The organism is Isoptericola sp. BMS4, assembly GCF_011634835.1.
In the GTDB taxonomy this organism is placed as follows: domain Bacteria; phylum Actinomycetota; class Actinomycetes; order Actinomycetales; family Cellulomonadaceae; genus Isoptericola.
Window position 1 is genome coordinate 1,602,510 of record NZ_SIRP01000001.1, and the last position, 17,141, is coordinate 1,619,650.

Sequence of the window (17,141 nt, forward strand, 5' to 3'; positions counted from 1 at the left end):
GCCCATCCAGCCTCTCGACGCGACCCTCGAGCCCACGACCTCGGCGTCAGGTCAGCAGGTCGAGGTCTGCTGGGGTGTCGACGTCGCGCCCGTCGCCCGGGTGGGTGACGACGTCGATGAGGTCGGTGTGGGCGCGCAGGAACGACCGGGCGCCGGAGTCGCCGGCGGCGCTCGCCGCGGCGAGGCGGGCGAGGCCGGGGGCCAGCACCAGCGGGTGGGACCACCGCGGCAGGGAGCCGTCCACGGTCGCGCCCGTCCAGGCCGAGGCCGTGACCCGGCCCGGCCGGTGCTCGGCCAGCAGCAGCGCGACGTCGCCGGGCCGCACGCCGGGCTGGTCCACGTGGGCGACGACGACGCGCGCGGTCGGCTCCCGCGTCCCGTCGGTGTCCAGCGCCGCGGCGACGCCGGCGCGGAACGAGGACGCCATCCCGGTCGCCCAGCTGTCGTTGACGACGGTCGTGACGCGGGCGTCCCCGTCCAGCCGGGCCTCGGCGCGGACCCGGTCGGCCTCGGCTCCGAGGACGACGACGACCCGGTCGCAGCCGGCGTCGAGCAGCACGGCCGTCAGCTGCTCGATGAGGGGCCGGCCGCCGCGGGGCCCGTAGGGCAGCAGGGCCTTGGGGCCGCGGCCCAGGCGGGTGCCGGCGCCGGCCGCCAGGAGGATGGCCGCCGTGGGCAGGGTCGTCGTCACGGGGGACCGCCGGCTCCGCGGCGCGCGTCGTAGGACTCCTGCGCGGCGGTCACCTCGTCGACGGCGTCCTCGAGCACGTCGATGAGGCCGACCAGGCGGTCGGCCACGCGGCGGCCCAGGTCGGTGAGGGAGTACTCGACGTGCGGCGGGATGGTGGTGCGCACCTCCCGCGTCACCATGCCGTCGCGCTCGAGCGTCTGCAGCGTCTGGGCGAGCATCTTCTCGCTCACGCCGTCGATCCGGCGCCGCAGCGCGTTGAAGCGCACGGCGCCGTCGCGCAGACCGGCCACCGTGAGGACGCCCCAGCGCCCGGTGACGGCCTCCAGGGCGTGCCGCGACGTGCACGCGCGGGAGAAGACGTCGGCGATCATCTCGTCCGACGGTCCCTGCGTCTCCGCCGGCACGGCCGGCGTGGTGGGGGTGCTCACCCGTTCAGGATACGGCGCGCCCCTCCGGGGCGCGCCGTGACATGGATCGCACAGAGATATAGTTGGCACTAACGATATGAAAGTGCATCCTGGAGGCTCCAGACCCGCCCAGGAAAGGCACCACCATGACCGTCGCCGTCACCGGAACCAGCGGCCACCTCGGCCGCCTCGTCGTCGACTCCCTGCTCGCCCGGGGCGCCGCGCCCGCGGACGTCGTGGCCCTCGCCCGCACCACGAGCAAGGTCGCGGACCTCGCTGAGCGCGGCGTCGTCGTCCGCGAGGCCGACTACGACCGGCCCGAGACCCTCGCGCCCGCCCTGGACGGCGTGGACGTCCTCGTCCTGGTCTCCGGCTCCGAGGTCGGGCAGCGGGTCGGCCAGCACGGCGCGGTCGTCGACGCGGCGAAGACCGCGGGCGTCGACAGGATCGTCTACACGAGCGCCCCGCACGCCGACACGTCGCCCCTCGTGCTCGCGCCCGAGCACAAGGCCACGGAGGAGCTGCTCGCCGCCTCCGGTCTGACGACGACGATCCTGCGCAACGGCTGGTACACCGAGAACTACGCCGGCGACGTCGAGCAGGCGCGCGAGACCGGCGAGATCGCGCACAGCACGGGCGACGGCCGCGTCGCCAGCGCGAGCCGGGCCGACTACGCCGAGGCCGCCGCCGTCGTGGCGCTCGACGACGCCTACGCCGGGGCCGTGCACGAGCTGTCCGGCGACGTCGCCTGGGACTTCGACACCCTCGCCGCCGTCGCCGCAGACCTGCTCGGCCGCCCCGTGACGTACCGCCGCCTCAGCCCGGCCGAGCACCGCGAGATCCTGCTCGGCGCCGGGCTCGACGAGGGGACCGCGGACTTCGTCGTCGCCCTCGACGGCAACACCCGCGACGGGCTGCTCGCCGAGACCTCGGGCGACCTCGCCCGCCTGATCGGCCGCCCGACGACCCCGCTGGCCGAGGGCCTGCGCCGCGCGCTGGACGCCTGACGCCGGCGCGGCGGCGTCCCGTCACCGCGCCCGGCGAGCGGACGCCTGACGGGACGCCGCGCCCCGGGTCCCTACACTCGGCGGGTGCGTCGCGTGCTGAGCCGGTGGGTGGACCCGTTCGTCGTGGTCCTGGTCGTCGTCCTCGTGCTGGGCCTTGTGGTGCCGGTCGCGCCCGCCGCGCAGCGCGTCGTCGACGCGGCCGCCGACGTCGCCGTCACGACCCTCTTCGCCGTGTACGGGATGCGCCTGTCGACCCGCGAGGTCTGGGCCGGGCTGCGCAACTGGCGGCTGCAGGGCGGCATCCTCGCCGCCACCTACGTCGTGTTCCCGGTGCTCGGCCTCGTGATCGCGTGGGCGGTCGCGCCCCTCGTCGGGTCGCCGCTCGCCGCCGGGGTGCTGTACCTGTCGCTGCTGCCGTCCACCGTGCAGTCGTCGGTCGCGTTCACGTCCGTGGCGCGCGGCAACGTGGCAGGGGCGATCTGCGGGGCCACCGTGTCCAACGTGCTCGGGATGGTGCTCACGCCCCTGCTGGTGCTGTGGCTCATGAGCGGCGCGGGCGCGACGGGCGGCGACGGCGCGACCGCCGGGCACGGGCTCGACGGGCTGCAGGCGGTCCTCCTGCAGCTCCTGCTGCCGTTCGTCGTCGGCCAGCTGCTCCAGCCGTGGGTCGGCGGCTGGGTGCGCGCCCGCCGACGGCTCACGCTCGCCGTGGACCGCGGCACCATCCTCGTCGTGGTGTTCTCGGCCGTCGCCGCGGCGTCGTCGGCCGGTGTGTGGGCCGGCATCTCGGGCTGGGCGGTCGCGGTGCTCCTCGCCGTGAGCGCGGCGCTCCTCGCGATCATGCTCGGCCTCACGTGGTGGGGCGGCGCCGCCCTGCGGCTGCCCCCCGAGGACCGCATCGCGCTGCTCATGTGCGGGTCCAAGAAGTCGCTCGCGACCGGCCTGCCCATGGCGAGCGTGCTCTTCCCGGTTGCCGCGGCGGGCGTGATCGCCGTCCCGGTGATCCTCTTCCACCAGCTCCAGCTGATCGTCTGCGCCGTGCTCGCGCGCCGGCTCGCGCTGCGCGACTGAGCGCCCGCGCCCGCCCGGGCTCCGGGCACGCCCCGGGCGCTGCGAGCCGGACGTCCCCGGCCTAGCGTCGGGAGCATGGCGACGAAGGACGACGACGGCGCGGGGGAGCGGTGGTCGCAGGACGTGACCGAGCACTCCGACGCGCTCGACCTGGAGGACGACGTCTTCACGTGGGACGACCCGGCGCGCATCGCGGCGTCCCTCAAACGGTCCGCCGAGGTCAGCGGGCGGCGCAAGGGCACGCCGTACCAGTCCGCGATGTCGATGCTGACGTTCTACGTGAACCGCGCGGGGCAGAACCTCCCCGCGTCGCAGCGCGACGTCCTCGAGCAGGCGAAGGACGAGCTGCGCAAGGCGTTCGGCCGGGACTGAGGCCGGGACCGAGGCGACGGGCCGCCGGCCCGGTCACGCGAACGCGACGCCCGTCAGCTCCTCGGACACCGTCCACAGCCGCGCCGCGTCGGCGGTGCTGCGCAGCGGCGCCCACGGCATCGCCTCGCCAGGAGGGCCGCCCATGTGCCCCGGCCACCCGGGGCCGTAGAAGCCGCCGTCCCGCGCCTCGGGCGAGGCCGCGGCCATCAGCGCGGGCAACGCCGCCGTCTCGACCGTCCCCACGACGAGGCCGCGCGCCGAGAGCCAGCGGATGAGCCGCACCTCGCGGGTGTCGGCCGCGCGGTTCACCTCCGGACGCGCCGCCAGCAGGCTCGTCGGCGCCACGCCCGGGTGCGACACGGCGCTCGTGACACCCCAGCCTCCGGCCTGGCTGCGGCGGCTCAGCTCGAAACCGAACAGCCCGCAGGCGAGCTTGGACTGCCGGTAGGAGCGCATCGCGTCGTAGGAGCGCTCGGCGTCCATGTCGTCCCAGAGCATGCGGCCGCGCCGTGCCGCCACGCTCGTCTGGGAGACCACCCGCGCGCGCCCGGCCCGCAGCAGGGGCAGCAGCCGGGCGGTGAGCGCGAAGTGGCCCAGATGGTTCGTGCCGAGTTGCACCTCGAAGCCGTCGGCGGTGGTGCGCCGCTCGGGCGGTGTCATGAGGCCCGCGTTGTTGACGAGCAGGTGGATCGGCGTGCCCTCGGCCGTCAGCGTCTCCCCGAGCGCCGCGACCGACGCGAGGGAGGCCAGGTCGAGGTCCAGCAGCGTCAGCCGCGCGCCGGGGTGGCGCTCGCGGATCCGCGTGGCCGCCGCCGCGCCCTTCGCCGGGTTGCGCACCGGCATGAGCACCTCGGCGCCCGCGCCCGCGAGCCGGGTCGCGATCCGCAGCCCGACGCCGTCGCTCGCGCCCGTGACGAGCGCCCTCGACCCGGTGAGGTCCCGGATCGTGAGGTCGTGCTCCCTGCGTGGCATGGTCCCGCTCCCGTCTCGTGGTGGCACCGCCGGGTCGTCGGTCGGCACCGGCACGACGAGCGTCCCCCACCGCGGGCGGGCTATCCACGGCCTGACGATCCGTGGCTGAGCCGGCCGTGGGGCGGGAGGATGACGGGCATGATCGATCGAGCCGGGCTCGCCGGCTTCCTGCGCACCCGCCGCGAGGCGCTGCAGCCGGAGGACGTCGGCCTGCCGCGGGGCAGCCGGCGCCGGACGAGCGGGCTGCGCCGCGAGGAGGTCGCCGCGCTGTGCCACATGTCCGCCGACTACTACGCGCGCCTCGAGAGGCAGCGCGGACCGCACCCGTCGCCCCAGATGGTCGCCTCCATCGCGCAGGGGCTGCACCTGACGCGGGCCGAGCGCGACCACCTGTTCCGGCTGGCCGGCCACGAGCCGCCCGTGCCCGGAGCCGGCGGCGACCACCTCAGCCCCGGCGTCCTGCGCATCGTCGACCGATTGGACGACACCCCGGCGGAGGTCGTCACCGAGCTGGGGGAGACGCTGCGCCAGACCCGGCTCGGCGTCGCGCTGGTGGGGGACCTGACCCGGTACACGGGGCCGTCCCGGAGCATCGGCTACCGGTGGTTCACCGACCCCGCGACCCGGGCGCTGTACCCGCCCGAGGACCACGACTTCTACTCGCGCATGTACGTCTCCGGGCTGCGCCGGGTGCTCACCCTGCGCGGGCCCGGGTCGCGCGCGGAGCACCTCGCCGAGCTGCTCGCCGCCCGCGACGCCGAGTTCCGTGCCCTGTGGAAGGAGCACGAGATCGGCGTCCTGCCGCGGCAGGTCAAGCGCTTCCTGCACCCCGAGGTAGGGCTGCTGGAGCTGCACTGCCAGACCATGCTCGACCCCGAGCAGTCCCACGCGCTGCTCGTCTACACCGCCGTCCCGGGCAGCGAGAGCCACGAGAAGCTGCGGCTGCTGTCCGTCGTCGGGGACCTCCCGGCACCGACCGCCCCCTAGACTGGCCGTCACGCACCGGACGACGACGTCGGGAGGTCGCGGTGGAGCGGTCGGCCGCCCCGGTGGGGCAGGGGAGCCAGCACACCCGCGCCTCCGCTGCGCGCCGGGACCCCCGCACCGTCCGCGCCGCGTACGAGCGCTTCCTCGGCACCGGCGAGGCGCCCGGCGGCATCGACCCCGTCGTCGCGGACTCCTGGCGTCGGTCGCTGCGCAGCGGCGTCGACCCGGACACCCCGCACCCCGAGATCTCCCTCGCGGACCGCGAGCTCGCCGCCTACCGGGCGGCCCACCCGCTGTCGCCCGTGATGCCCGTGGTGCGCGAGCTCGTCGTCGACGGCGCGGCCGACGACGGCCTGGTCGTCGCCGTCGGCGACGACGTGGGGCGGCTGCTCTGGGTCGAGGGCGACCGCCGCGTGCGCGGCGCCGTCGACCGGGTCGGGTTCGTCGAGGGCGCCGTGTGGCGCGAGGAGAGCGTCGGCACGAACGCCCCGGGCACCGCCCTCGCCACCCGGCGACCCGTCCAGGTCATCGGCGCCGAGCACTTCTCCCGCCCCGTGCAGGAGCTCAGCTGCGCCGCCGCCCCGATCCGCGAGCCCGGCACCGGGCGGGTGCTCGGCGTCCTCGACGTCACCGGCCGACGCGCCGCGGCGACCCACGTCGTGCTCTCGCTCGTGCGGGCCACCGTCGCCACGGTCGAGCGGGAGCTCGCGGCGCGCGCCGCGGCCTCCGCCCCGGCGGGCGCCCCGGCGGGCGGTCTGGCCGCGGCGGCCGAGCTGCGGGTCCTCGGCCGCCCGACGCTGCGCGGACCCGGGGGCGACCGGCCGCTGTCGCTCCGGCACGCCGAGATCCTCCTGCTGCTCGCCGAGCACCCCCGCGGCCTCGGCGCCGAGGAGCTCGCGGTGCTGCTGCACCCCGGCGAGCTGTCCGACGTCACCGTCCGCGCCGAGGTCTCCCGGCTGCGCCGCGCCGTCGGGCCCCTGCTCGCCGGGTCGCGGCCCTACCGGCTCGCCCGGCCGCTGCGCACCGACGCGGAAGACGTGCGGGCCGCCCTCGCCGCCGGGGACGTGCGCGCCGCCGCGCAGGCCTACGCCCCGCTCCTGCCGCGGTCGGCCGCCCCGGGGGTGGAGCGGCTGCGTGCCGAGCTCGCGGCCGAGGTGCGCGCCGCCGTCCTCGCCTCCCGCGACGCCGACGCCCTCGACGCGTGGGTGCGCGGCGCCGACGGCGCCGACGACCACGTCGCCTGGACACGCCTGCTCGCCGTCTCCCCGCCCGGCAGCCCCGTGGCCGTCCGGGCCCGCGCGCACGTCGCGTTCCTCGACGCCGACCTGACGTAGGCGCGCGGGCGCTCAGCAGTGCGCGCGGGCGTCCTCGAGGTCCGCACCGGGGCACGTCTTCCTGCGCCATGCTCCGGCGCCGTAGGTGTCCGCGGTCGTGTCCCGGAAGATCTCCAGACCTCCTCCGCCGACGCGGTAGTACGTCGTCGTCGGGTCGCCCTCGACGGTCGGCGTCGTCACGGTCAGCTCGGCCCCGGAGCCCCAGGCGTCGTCGAGGCACGCGCGCGCGTCGTCGGGGATGCCGCCACCCCGGACGCCGTGCTCCACGACCCCGCACGACGGGAGGCGCTCGCGCAGCACGAACCACGCGTGGGTGATGCCGCTCGGGGTGAGCAGGAAGAGCCCCGCCACCAGCGCCACGACCACTCCCACGCCGACGAGCAGACGCCCGTTGCTGCCCACACGACCTCCTTGGTCCCGACCGTCCGGTACGGGGATTATCGGAGGTCGGGCAGGCAGGCGTCCACCGTCTGGCCGTGCTCCCGCCGTCCTGCAACGAGACTGCAACCCTGCGCGCCCTAGCGTCGGCGGTATCGCGGCGCGACGAGGTGCCGCGGGCATCTGCGAGGAGGCAGGCAGCATGACCGTCTACTCAGCCCCCGGCCAGCCCGGGGCCTTCGTCGAGTACCGCTCCCGCTACGACCACTGGATCGGCGGCGAGTACGTGCCGCCGTCGAGCGGCGAGTACTTCGAGAACCCGAGCCCGGTCACCGGGCAGACCTTCACCGAGGTGGCGCGGGGCAACGCCGACGACGTCGAGCGCGCCCTCGACGCCGCCCACGCCGCGGCCCCCGCCTGGGGCCGCACGTCCGTCACCGAGCGGGCCAACGTCCTGAACCGCATCGCGGACCGCATGGAGGCGAACCTCGAGAAGCTCGCCGTCGCCGAGACGTGGGAGAACGGCAAGCCCGTCCGCGAGACGCTCGCCGCCGACATCCCCCTCGCCATCGACCACTTCCGCTACTTCGCCGGCGCCATCCGCGCCCAGGAGGGCTCGATCTCCGAGATCGACGCCGACACGGTCGCCTACCACTTCCACGAGCCGCTCGGCGTCGTCGGGCAGATCATCCCGTGGAACTTCCCGATCCTCATGGCCACGTGGAAGCTCGCCCCGGCGCTCGCGGCGGGCAACACCGTCGTCCTCAAGCCGGCCGAGCAGACGCCCGCGTCGATCCTGTGCCTCATGGACGTCGTCGGGGACCTGCTGCCGCCGGGCGTCGTCAACGTCGTCAACGGGTTCGGCGTCGAGGCGGGCAAGCCGCTCGCGTCCAGCCCGCGCATCCGCAAGATCGCCTTCACCGGCGAGACGACGACCGGCCGGCTGATCATGCAGTACGCGTCGCAGAACATCATCCCGGTGACGCTGGAGCTGGGCGGCAAGAGCCCGAACATCTTCTTCTCCGACGTCGCGGCGCGGCGGGACGACTTCTACGACAAGGCGCTCGAGGGGTTCACGATGTTCGCCCTCAACCAGGGCGAGGTGTGCACCTGCCCGTCGCGCGCGCTGATCCAGTCCGACATCTACGACCAGTTCCTCGGCGACGCGCTGGAGCGGACGAAGGCCGTGACGCAGGGCAACCCGCTGGACACCGAGACGATGATCGGTGCCCAGGCGAGCAACGACCAGCTCGAGAAGATCCTGTCGTACATCGACATCGGCAAGGCCGAGGGGGCGAAGGTCCTCACGGGCGGGCACCGCGCCGAGCTGCCCGGTGACCTCGCGGGCGGCTACTACGTGGAGCCCACCGTCTTCGAGGGCAAGAACTCCATGCGGATCTTCCAGGAGGAGATCTTCGGACCGGTCGTGTCCGTCACGGACTTCGCGGACTTCGACGACGCGATGTCGATCGCGAACGACACCCTGTACGGGCTGGGCGCCGGCGTCTGGTCCCGCCAGGGGGAGACGGCGTACCGCGCCGGGCGCACCATCGAGGCCGGGCGCGTCTGGACGAACTGCTACCACGCGTACCCCGCGGCGGCGGCGTTCGGCGGGTACAAGGGCTCCGGCGTCGGCCGCGAGAACCACAAGATGATGCTCGACCACTACCAGCAGACCAAGAACCTGCTGGTGAGCTACTCCGGGCAGAAGCTCGGGTTCTTCTAGGCCGATGGGACACGACGACGCGGGCGGCCGCGTCGCCGTCACCGACGCCGCGGCCGGGCTCCTCGCCCGGCTGCGGCGCCGGCACGGCGACCTGATGTTCCACCAGTCGGGCGGGTGCTGCGACGGGTCCAGCCCCATGTGCTACCCGGTCGGCGACCTCCTGCTCGGGGACGCGGACGTGCACCTGGGCGACCTGCGCCTCGGCGAGGGCGACGGCTCCGAGGAGTTCACCGTGCCGGTCTGGATGAGCCGCGCCCAGTTCGAGTACTGGAAGCACACCCACCTGACGATCGACGTCGTGCCGGGGCGCGGGTCGGGGTTCAGCGTCGAGGCGCCCGAAGGGGTGAGGTTCCTCGTCCGTTCGCGGCTGCTCACCGACGACGAGTGGGTGGCGCTGCGGGAGTGAGCCGGGCCGGCGTCGGGGCGCTCACCAGCCGGCGAAGCGCCCGACCGCCACGAACGCGGCCATGAGGAGCAGCAGCACGTTGATCCCGAGCTGCGACGTCTCGCCGCGGCGCACGTGCACGCGGATCGCGAGGAGCTGCAGCAGCACGAGGCCCGCGGCGGCGACCGGGGTGAGGACCGGTGCGACGTCGGCGGCCCACGGCGCGACCACGCCGATCGCGCCCGCGGACTCCGCCAGACCGATGAACCGCACGGCGGGGTCGGGGAAGTCCTCGACCCACCCCATCCGTGCGCGCAGGGCCCGCCCGCGAGCGAACTTCACCGCGCCGACCAGGAGGTACAGGGCGGCCAGCAGGCCCGAGACGATCCACAGCGCGATCTCCATCGGTCCCCTCCACACCGTCGTGCCTGCCCGCGAACCTACCCCGGGCCGGCCGCCGGGGGAACGACCGCGGCGGCGTGGTGTCGCCCCGCGCCGTCGGCCCGATATCTTCTCCTGCGTGACCCGAGACAACGAGCCCCTGCCGTCCTTGTCCTCCCTGCCCGCGTGGCTGGTGCCGTCGGTGTACCTGCACTGGTCGCGCGACTGGCTGCGCGAGTCGGTGGCGATCGCGACCCGGTCGCCCGACCACCACCTGCCGGGCGGTCCGGACGGGCCGCAGCGCGGGGACGTGGTCGTGACGGTGCTGGGGGACGCGGGCATCGTGGCCGCCGTCGAGCTCATGGGCTCCAGCGACGGGGAGAACTGGGTCGCGGACGACCTCTTCGGCCCGGACCGCCCGATCGTGTGGGCCGACCTCTTCGAGGGCGCCGAGACGTACACCGGCTCGTCGGGCTGGCTGCCCGCCGAGCACGCGCGGCGGGTGCTCGACGGCGTGGCCGAGCAGTTCCGCGGCGGCCCCGTGCACACCCTCGACCCGGGGGACTGCGGGGCCGGGGCCGCGGCGCCGGACGTGCACGCGCTGCGCATCCTGGGGCACCGCGCCGTCACGGGGTGGGCCATGCGCCGCGAGGAGCGCTGCGCCTCCTGCGAGCGCTTCGTCGACGTGCACGAGATGCAGGCGCACGACGACGGCGCGGTGCGGCTGCAGACCACCACGGCGGGCGGGCGCACCCTGGAGCAGGTGGTGCGCGACGTGCACCTGCTGTGCGGCCCGTGCCACGACCTCATGCACGCGCACACCGTGGCGGCGCAGCGCTCGCGCATGCGCCCGCAGTGCCCCGGGTGCGGCGTGCGCGGGCGCACGAAGCGCGTCGTGTGGGGCATGACCTTCCAGGACGACGTGATGAACGCCGAGCCGGACGTCGTCTACGGCGGCTTCGAGGTGCCCGTGCCCACGCCCGAGTGGTACTGCACGGCGTGCCACGCGAACTTCGCCAGCTCGGTGATCGCCTCGCGGGCGCTGACCGCGAGCACCGCCGAGGCCGTCGCTCCGGCGCCGGCCCCGGAGCCGGTCGTGACCGGCGCGACGCCGATGGAGGACGCGCCCCGGGACGAGCCGGTCCTCTGACGGGCTCGCCCGGCGTCCGCCCGCCGTCCGCCCGGCTCAGGCCGCGGCGGACAGCGGGCGCCGCCGGCGGCGCGCCAGCGCGTGCTCCGCGGGCGGGACGTACGGGGCGAGCCGCAGGGGCATGCCGGCCTCCAGCGGCGTGCGGTCGGCCTTGCGGTGGTTGCACGGCTCGCACGCCGCCACCAGGTTGAGCCACGACGAGTCGCCACCCCGCGAGCGCGGGATCACGTGGTCGATCGTCTCCGCGGGCCCGCCGCAGTAGGCGCACGCGCCGTCGCGGCGCTTCACGCCCTCTTTCGTGACGGCGGGACGGCCGGTGGCGCGGTAGCGCCAGCGCATCGCCACGTAGCGCACGAGGCGCAGCACGCGGGGCAACGGGTAGGGGCCGAAGGTGTGGCCCTCGACGGACTCCTCCACCACGGCCACCCCGCGCACGAGCATCGTGATCGCGTGCTTGACCGACACGCGGTGCAACGGCTCGTAGCCGGCGTTGAGGACGAGCACGTCGGCCACGGTCCGGCTCCTTCCTGGGTGCGGTGCGCCGTGCGGCGCGGGGGCGGCTCCTCGTCGGTGGTACGGCATCGGCTGTGAAGCGGGTCACAGACCCGCCCGAGGTGAAAATATGCCGTCCCGCGGCGGAAGTCCAGGACTTTGGCCCGAGACGGCGCGATCGACCGTGCTCAGCGGGCACATGTTCTGCTCGCTCGACGGCGGGTGCAGGGCCCCGCGTGACCGACCCGGACGACCTCGTCGCTACCACCATCGACACGGGCCCGCGCTACGTCGCCTCGTCGACGCTCACCGACCCCGGGTGGGACGGCACCGTCGTCGGCGACCCGACAGACTCGAAAGAGTCCGCCGGCCTGGCCGGGGAGATCGTCGTCCTCGAGCTGGCGGTGCCCGGCGAGCTGCAGGTGCACGGCAGCGCACGCCGCGCCACTCCCTGCACGACCTCGGCCCGGTGGACGTCTACCGGATCATCGTGTCCTCTGCCGAACATGTGGTTGGTCCGGGGCCCAGCACCCGGGTCCCGGACCAACCACATGTTCGGCAGAGGACAGCGCAGGGATCCGGTCACCCCTGGGCGCGGAAGAAGACCGGGTCGGCGATCCAGCCGGCGGTGAGGGTCCACTCGCCCTTCGCGCCGGCGGGCACGGTGACGCACACGTTCCCGCTCGCGGAGCCGCCCTCGTACAGCTCGCCGACGTCCATGAGGTCGTCGGGGATCACTCCGCACGAGTCGCTGTACGTGACGTTGTCGTCGCCGACGAACTGGACGGTGAGGTCCACCCACGGGGTGCCGGACTCGGCGCCCGTGTACGTCGCGTCGACGGGGACGATCCAGTACTCCATCCCCGCGGGCGGAGCCTCGTTGAACTCGTTCTCGGCTCGGACGGTGTCCCACGCCTCGGTGGGCTTGCCGAGATCGACGGTCCAGTCGTCGTTGCCGACGGTGTCGGCGAACGTGAACGGGTTGTCGCGGGTGCCCTGCTCGGCCGGCTCCGGGTCGGCGGCGACGTCCTCGTCGGTGGTCGCGGGCTCAGCGGTGTCGGCGGCCTTCTCGTCCGGGGCGTCGTCGCCGGTGCTCACGGGGGTGTCGTCGAGCGAGTCGGCGACGTCGTCGAGCACGGAGCCGTAGAAGGCCTGTGACGCGAGCACCGCGGCGCCGGCGAGCACGGCGAGCACGATGCCGGCGACCGCGAGGCCCTGCCGGGGCGCCCTGCGGCGCGCCTTGACCAGGCCGACGATCGCCAGGACCAGCCCGACGAGCGCGAGCACGAACGCGCCGTTGTTGACGATCGGGACCAGGGACAGCGCCAGCGCGACGAGGGCGACGACGAAGCCGGCGACGGCGAGGCCGTTGCCTCGCGGTGCGGGCGGGGTGCCGGGAGCCGGCGGGACGGGCATCGGCTCGAACGTCGGGCCGGTCGGGGTGGTGGACATGGGGGCTCCTTCGGTGGTGTCGGGGGAGTGGTAGAGGTGCGGTCCTTGGGGTGTCACTGCTTGTCCCACGTGCCGCAGCGGTTGGTCTCGAAGTCCTGGCCATCGCTGAGCGAGACCGTCGGGTGGCCGCCGGTGACGATGTCGTTCTGGACGATGTCGCCCTGGTTGGTGCCGGAGCGGTAGATCGCCCAGTAGCAGTCGCCGGAGACGGACTCGGTGGTGCGGTACGTACCGGGCTCGACGTCGTCGCCGACGGTCCAGGTGCCCTCGGTGATCCGGGTCTCGGCCTGGCGCTGTTCGGCCTTGCCGACGGCCTTCTCGCGGCCGTCCAGCTCCTTCTCGCGCTCGTCCAGCCCGGACTCGCGCTCGTCGAGCTCGGCCTCCCGGTCGGCGGCGGCCTGCTCGGCCTCGTCCGCGCGTGCCTCGGCCCCGGCGATCCGGCCCTCGGCCGCCTCGGCACGCCCCTGCGCCGCGTCCCGGTCGTCCGCGGCGTCGGAGAGCTCCGCGGCGAGGGCGTCCGCGCGGTCCTGCGCCTCGACGGCCGTCAGCCCGGCGGCCACGCAGCCGGCGGCGGCGAGCGCCAGCAGGGCACCGAGCACGACGGTGACCGTGCGCCAGCGACGGGACACGCGGTCGGGGCTCGGTGGCGACGTGCCACCGGGGTCTTGCGCGGGTGTGACGCCGGACATCAGGCCACCCCCGTGCCGGGCAGGGCGGTGACGGTCGCCTGCTCCGCGTCCTGGGCACCGGCGAGGGCGGTGAGGGCGGCCTCGAGGTCGCGGCGGATCTCGGTCTGGATCTTGTCGCAGCCCCGCTCGATCTTCGCGGCCTTCGTGCCGATCTGCTCGGCGGTCGACTTGATGGTGTCGAGCGCGCCGAGCCGTGCGACGGCGGACGTGACCTTCTCGTTCGCCGTGTCGATCTCCTGGTCGCCGGTGCTCCTGGTGGCGGCGAGCGCCGCGGTCCGCAGCAGCTGGACGACGGTGCGCAGCAGGCCGACGTCGCCGTTCTCGGGGTCGAACGCGATGACGAACCTCCGCGCGCCGATGAGGCGGATCACGTGGCCGTCGTTCTGCTCGGGGGTGCGGACGACGCCGAGCGCGGCGGCGGCGTCGCGGTTGCGCTCGGCCTCCTCCAGGTAAGGGCCCCAGTGGCGCCGCGCCGAGTCGGTCGTCTCGACGACCACGCGGGCCGTGCCGCCGTCGACGTGGAGCACCCCGTCGCCCTTCTTGTTGTACGGCAGGGCGCCGGCACGGTCGCCGGTCTCGGCGTACTCGTCGGCGAGACCGGTGGCGATCTGCGCCATCTGCCGGTGGACGGCCTGCTCGAACGTGTCGCCCTTCAGCGGCGTCGCCTGGGCGAGGTGCCCGGTCGCCTGGTCGACGGCGACGGCCTTCTCCAGGGCGTCGAGCTTGGTGCTCACCGCCGAGAGGCTCTCGGCGAACGACTTGGTGAGCCCCTCGTACTGCTCCTTGAGGGCGGCGGCGTGCTTGGCCATGGGCGAGGTGGGGTCGCTCGGGTCGAACTGGCGGGCGGCCTTCTCGAGCAGCTCGCCCGTCTGCCGGGTGACCTTCGCGTCGAGGTCGGCGCCGAACGTGGCGAGCAGGGGCCGCAGCTTCTCGAGCAGCTCCGGGTTCTCGCCGCCGACGACGCGCGTCACGAGGTCGTTCAGCTCGGCGGCGGCCTTGGTCACGGCCTCCCCGAACTCCTTGCGCCGGGCGGTCTCGGCGTCCGTGACGGCCTGCCGCGCGGCGTCCGCGGCCTTGGCGATGGTCTCGGTCGCCTCCTTGGCGGCCCTTGCCGTGGCCTTCGCGGCCGTGTCGCTGGCGCCGGCGGCTCGTTCGCCGACGTCGTGGATGAGCCGGCCCAGCTCCTGCGCCTCCTGGGTCTGTCCGGTGGCGGCGATGGCGCGGGCGCCGAGTCCGACGGCCTCGGTGACGAACCGGGTCATGTCGGCGCCGCGGAGCGCCTCGACGTCGTCGACGGCGGGTCCGCGCTCGCCGCTGGTCCAGCGGCGCGCCTCGGTGATGACGTCCGGGTCGTCGATGACGAGTCGGGTGATCTCGATCGCGTCGCCGGTGGGCCCGAACGTGGCGGCCGGGTGCTCGTGGATGCTCATGGGAGGACTCCTTCGGTGCTGTGCTTGTGACCTTCTCCACGATGTCCTTGACGTGCGCAGGTGAGTTACCCATTGATCGATAAGAGGGGTTATCGGGCGACGAAACGAGACGACGGAACCCTGGGCGTAGCATCGCTTCCGATGAGCCCGTCGACCGTCCTCGCCGACCTCCGCCTGTCCCTCCCGGACATCGCGGAGCTCGCCGGCGTAAAACGACCGGTCGTCTCGACGTGGCGCCGTCGCCACGCCGTCGGCCCGCACCCGTTCCCGGCGGCGGTGACGGCGCATGGGGGTTCGCCCCGTTTCCGCGCGACCGACGTCGTGGACTGGGTCGAGGCCACCGGGCTCGGCAACAACCGGAGCTTTCGCGCCGACGTCGCGATGCGCGCCACCCTGGACGAGGACGACCCGGCACGCGCCCGGCGCCTGCGGGAGGGGTTGGAAGCCCTGCTCTGCCTGCGGGAGCCGGCGGGCGAGCCGCTCGCCGGGCTCTCGCGCGGCGAGGTCGAGGACCTCGCCGACGAGGTCGACCCCGACGACGCCGCCCTGTACGCGGAGGTGGTCGCGCTCGGTGACGACCTCGGCCGGGTGGGGGAGCTCGCCGACCTCGCCGCCGACGCCGCGTACACGCCCGGGGCGGCGTTCGAGGCGCTGCTCGCCGACCGGTTCCGAGCCGGACGGCGCGACCTGACGATGTCGGCCCTCGCCCCGGCGGCGCTCGACCTGGTGGCGCGGGTCGCGGCCGAGATCGGTGGGGACGTCGCCGTCGCGGACCCGTGGCCGGGCTACGGGGACCTGCTGCACGCGGCGCTCGCCGTCGAGCGACTCGACGCCCCCGCCGCGCACCTGCCCGCGGGGCACCGTCTCGCGCGACGCCGGCTAACCGTGCACGGCCGACAGCTGGCCGACCTGTTCGACGATGCCGGCACGCCGGCTCTCGACCCGCACGCGCTGGTCGTCACCCAGGTGCCATCGGCGGGTACTCCCGAGCTCGACGACGTCGAGGTGCTCGAGCGCCTGGACCGGCTCGTCCTCGGCCTGCACCTGGACCAGCGCGCGGTCGTGATCGGCCCGGCGAGTGCCCTGGCGGACAGGCCGGCCGACGCGCGCGCCGAGTCGTTGCGCGCCGCGCTGCTGCGCACGGACCGGCTGCGCGCCGTCGTCGTCCTGCCGCCCGGCCTGGTGCCGGAGCGTGCCCGGCAGCGGCTGGCGGTCTGGGTGCTCGGCGACGCCCCCGCCGGCGTGCCGATCCCGGAGCGCTGGACGATGGTCGCCGACCTGTCGGACCGGCAGTTCGGGGCGCGGTTCGAGGACGCCGTCGTCGAGGACCTGCTGACCGATGTCACCGCGTCCCTCGCGGGGCGGGACGCCGTCGTGGCGCACTCCTTCCGGTTCGCGAAGTTCACGCTCGTCAGCGACGTCCTCGCCCGCGGCGGGGGCCTGCTCGCCTCGGGCCGGCCGCTGGAGCAGGGGGTGTGGGACGACGGCGGGGCCGCGGCCGTGCGGGTCGCGGAGCTGACGGCGTCGCTCGACGGCGTGACCCGGCCGCCGCTGGGCGTGCGGGTCGAGCGCGGGGACGCCGTGCCGGTGCGCCGCGCGCCGCTGGGAGCCCTGGCCGAGGCCGGCCTGGTGCGGCTGATCCCCGGCAACCGGGTCGACCGGTCCGACGTCGTCGCGGCCGGAGATCGGGACCCGTCACTCACCCGCGTCGTGGGCGTGCCCGAGCTGGTCGGGGAGCGGCCGTGGGGCTCGCGCGGTGTCGCGACGCTCCGCTTCGCGGAGAACTACCCGGCCGGGCGGCTCACCGAGCCGGGCGACGTGATCGTGACGACGACGCCGGTCCCGGCCGCCGTCGTCGACGATGCCGGGTTCTCCGTCGTCGAGTACCCGGCGCGCGTGCTGCGCGTCACCGCGCGCGGGCGCTCCGGCGCGGGCGGTTCCGGTGGGCGCAGTGACGCCGTCGTGCCGGAGGTGCTCGCGCGCGACGTCGCCGCACAGCCCGCGGGCGCCAAGTGGTGGCGGTCGTGGGAGGTGCGGCTCGTGCCGGCCGAGCAGGCGGACGCCGTCGGGCAGGCGTTGCGCGCCGTGGACGCGCGCGCCGCTGCGGCGCGGCGCGAGCTGGCTGACCTGGACACCCTGGCCGTCGTCCTGTGCGACGGCGCGACCGGCGGTGTCGTACACGTGCGATTCAATGAGGCCACACCGTGAGGAAGGACC

18 protein-coding genes are annotated in these 17,141 nt (G+C 74.9%); 9 read left to right on the top strand and 9 right to left on the bottom strand.

The genetic code is table 11. From position 1 onward, the window contains the following. Positions 1-46: 46 nt before the first annotated feature. Positions 47-691 (bottom strand): NTP transferase domain-containing protein, encoded by a 645-nt coding sequence (locus tag EYB28_RS07110; RefSeq protein ID WP_240930420.1) that lies wholly within the window; start codon positions 689-691, stop codon positions 47-49. Beyond that, the gene (locus EYB28_RS07115; protein WP_240930421.1) at positions 688-1,119 is read right to left on the bottom strand and encodes a helix-turn-helix domain-containing protein; all 432 of its coding nucleotides are present in this window, start codon (positions 1,117-1,119) and stop codon (positions 688-690) included. The genes EYB28_RS07110 and EYB28_RS07115 overlap by 4 nt, the downstream gene beginning before the upstream one ends. A 125-nt stretch (positions 1,120-1,244) precedes the next feature. Between EYB28_RS07115 and EYB28_RS07120 the strand changes: the two genes are divergently transcribed. The 3 genes from EYB28_RS07120 (at position 1,245) to EYB28_RS07130 (ending at position 3,548) form a co-directional block, all read left to right on the top strand. Beyond that, a complete protein-coding gene (locus EYB28_RS07120; RefSeq protein WP_166846038.1) occupies positions 1,245-2,105 on the top strand; it encodes an SDR family oxidoreductase in 861 nt (286 codons plus the stop codon). Between the two features lie 84 nt (positions 2,106-2,189). Beyond that, entirely contained in the window at positions 2,190-3,176 is a 987-nt protein-coding gene (locus EYB28_RS07125) for a bile acid:sodium symporter family protein (protein WP_166846040.1), read from the top strand. A 75-nt stretch (positions 3,177-3,251) separates the two neighbouring features. Next, positions 3,252-3,548 carry a DUF3175 domain-containing protein gene (locus EYB28_RS07130; RefSeq protein ID WP_166846042.1) on the top strand — a complete coding sequence of 99 codons (297 nt, stop codon included), beginning with the start codon at positions 3,252-3,254 and terminating at the stop codon, positions 3,546-3,548. Positions 3,549-3,581: 33 nt separating this feature from the next. On the opposite strand, the gene EYB28_RS07135 is transcribed toward EYB28_RS07130, so the two are convergent. Next, a complete protein-coding gene (locus EYB28_RS07135) occupies positions 3,582-4,520 on the bottom strand; it encodes an SDR family oxidoreductase (protein ID WP_166846044.1) in 939 nt (312 codons plus the stop codon). Between the two features lie 138 nt (positions 4,521-4,658). Between EYB28_RS07135 and EYB28_RS07140 the strand changes: the two genes are divergently transcribed. Further along, positions 4,659-5,507 carry a helix-turn-helix transcriptional regulator gene (locus tag EYB28_RS07140; protein WP_166846046.1) on the top strand — a complete coding sequence of 283 codons (849 nt, stop codon included), beginning with the start codon at positions 4,659-4,661 and terminating at the stop codon, positions 5,505-5,507. 41 nt (positions 5,508-5,548) lie between these two features. Then, positions 5,549-6,841, top strand: a complete 1,293-nt coding sequence (locus tag EYB28_RS07145; protein ID WP_240930422.1) for a helix-turn-helix domain-containing protein — start codon at positions 5,549-5,551, stop codon at positions 6,839-6,841. 12 nt (positions 6,842-6,853) lie between these two features. Here EYB28_RS07145 and EYB28_RS07150 read toward each other — a convergent pair whose 3' ends face one another. Next, positions 6,854-7,243 (bottom strand): hypothetical protein, encoded by a 390-nt coding sequence (locus EYB28_RS07150; RefSeq protein ID WP_166846048.1) that lies wholly within the window; start codon positions 7,241-7,243, stop codon positions 6,854-6,856. A 178-nt stretch (positions 7,244-7,421) separates the two neighbouring features. Here EYB28_RS07150 and EYB28_RS07155 point away from each other — a divergent pair, with 178 nt between their 5' ends. Both EYB28_RS07155 and EYB28_RS07160 read left to right on the top strand, forming a co-directional pair. Further along, the gene (locus EYB28_RS07155; protein WP_166846050.1) at positions 7,422-8,945 is read left to right on the top strand and encodes an aldehyde dehydrogenase family protein; all 1,524 of its coding nucleotides are present in this window, start codon (positions 7,422-7,424) and stop codon (positions 8,943-8,945) included. 4 nt (positions 8,946-8,949) lie between these two features. Continuing rightward, on the top strand, positions 8,950-9,351 hold the full coding sequence (locus tag EYB28_RS07160) for a DUF779 domain-containing protein (RefSeq protein WP_166846052.1): 402 nt from the start codon (positions 8,950-8,952) through the stop codon (positions 9,349-9,351). Positions 9,352-9,372: 21 nt separating this feature from the next. Here EYB28_RS07160 and EYB28_RS07165 read toward each other — a convergent pair whose 3' ends face one another. After that, positions 9,373-9,735, bottom strand: a complete 363-nt coding sequence (locus EYB28_RS07165; RefSeq protein WP_166846054.1) for a DoxX family protein — start codon at positions 9,733-9,735, stop codon at positions 9,373-9,375. A 115-nt stretch (positions 9,736-9,850) separates the two neighbouring features. On the opposite strand from EYB28_RS07165, the gene EYB28_RS07170 reads away from it, so the two are divergent. After that, a complete protein-coding gene (locus tag EYB28_RS07170) occupies positions 9,851-10,861 on the top strand; it encodes a hypothetical protein (protein WP_205710863.1) in 1,011 nt (336 codons plus the stop codon). Between the two features lie 36 nt (positions 10,862-10,897). Here the strand turns inward: EYB28_RS07170 and EYB28_RS07175 are convergent, their stop codons facing one another. The 4 genes from EYB28_RS07175 to EYB28_RS07190 all read right to left on the bottom strand — a co-directional run bounded on the left by EYB28_RS07175 (position 10,898) and on the right by EYB28_RS07190 (position 14,924). Next, positions 10,898-11,374, bottom strand: a complete 477-nt coding sequence (locus EYB28_RS07175) for an HNH endonuclease (RefSeq protein WP_166846055.1) — start codon at positions 11,372-11,374, stop codon at positions 10,898-10,900. A 561-nt stretch (positions 11,375-11,935) separates the two neighbouring features. Then, positions 11,936-12,805 carry a DUF4190 domain-containing protein gene (locus EYB28_RS07180; protein WP_166846057.1) on the bottom strand — a complete coding sequence of 290 codons (870 nt, stop codon included), beginning with the start codon at positions 12,803-12,805 and terminating at the stop codon, positions 11,936-11,938. Between the two features lie 53 nt (positions 12,806-12,858). Then, on the bottom strand, positions 12,859-13,494 hold the full coding sequence (locus EYB28_RS07185) for a hypothetical protein (RefSeq protein WP_166846059.1): 636 nt from the start codon (positions 13,492-13,494) through the stop codon (positions 12,859-12,861). Beyond that, a complete protein-coding gene (locus EYB28_RS07190; RefSeq protein WP_166846061.1) occupies positions 13,494-14,924 on the bottom strand; it encodes a Fis family transcriptional regulator in 1,431 nt (476 codons plus the stop codon). The genes EYB28_RS07185 and EYB28_RS07190 overlap by 1 nt, the downstream gene beginning before the upstream one ends. 141 nt (positions 14,925-15,065) lie before the next feature. Between EYB28_RS07190 and EYB28_RS07195 the strand changes: the two genes are divergently transcribed. Further along, on the top strand, positions 15,066-17,132 hold the full coding sequence (locus tag EYB28_RS07195) for a hypothetical protein (RefSeq protein WP_166846063.1): 2,067 nt from the start codon (positions 15,066-15,068) through the stop codon (positions 17,130-17,132). Positions 17,133-17,141: the final 9 nt, after the last annotated feature.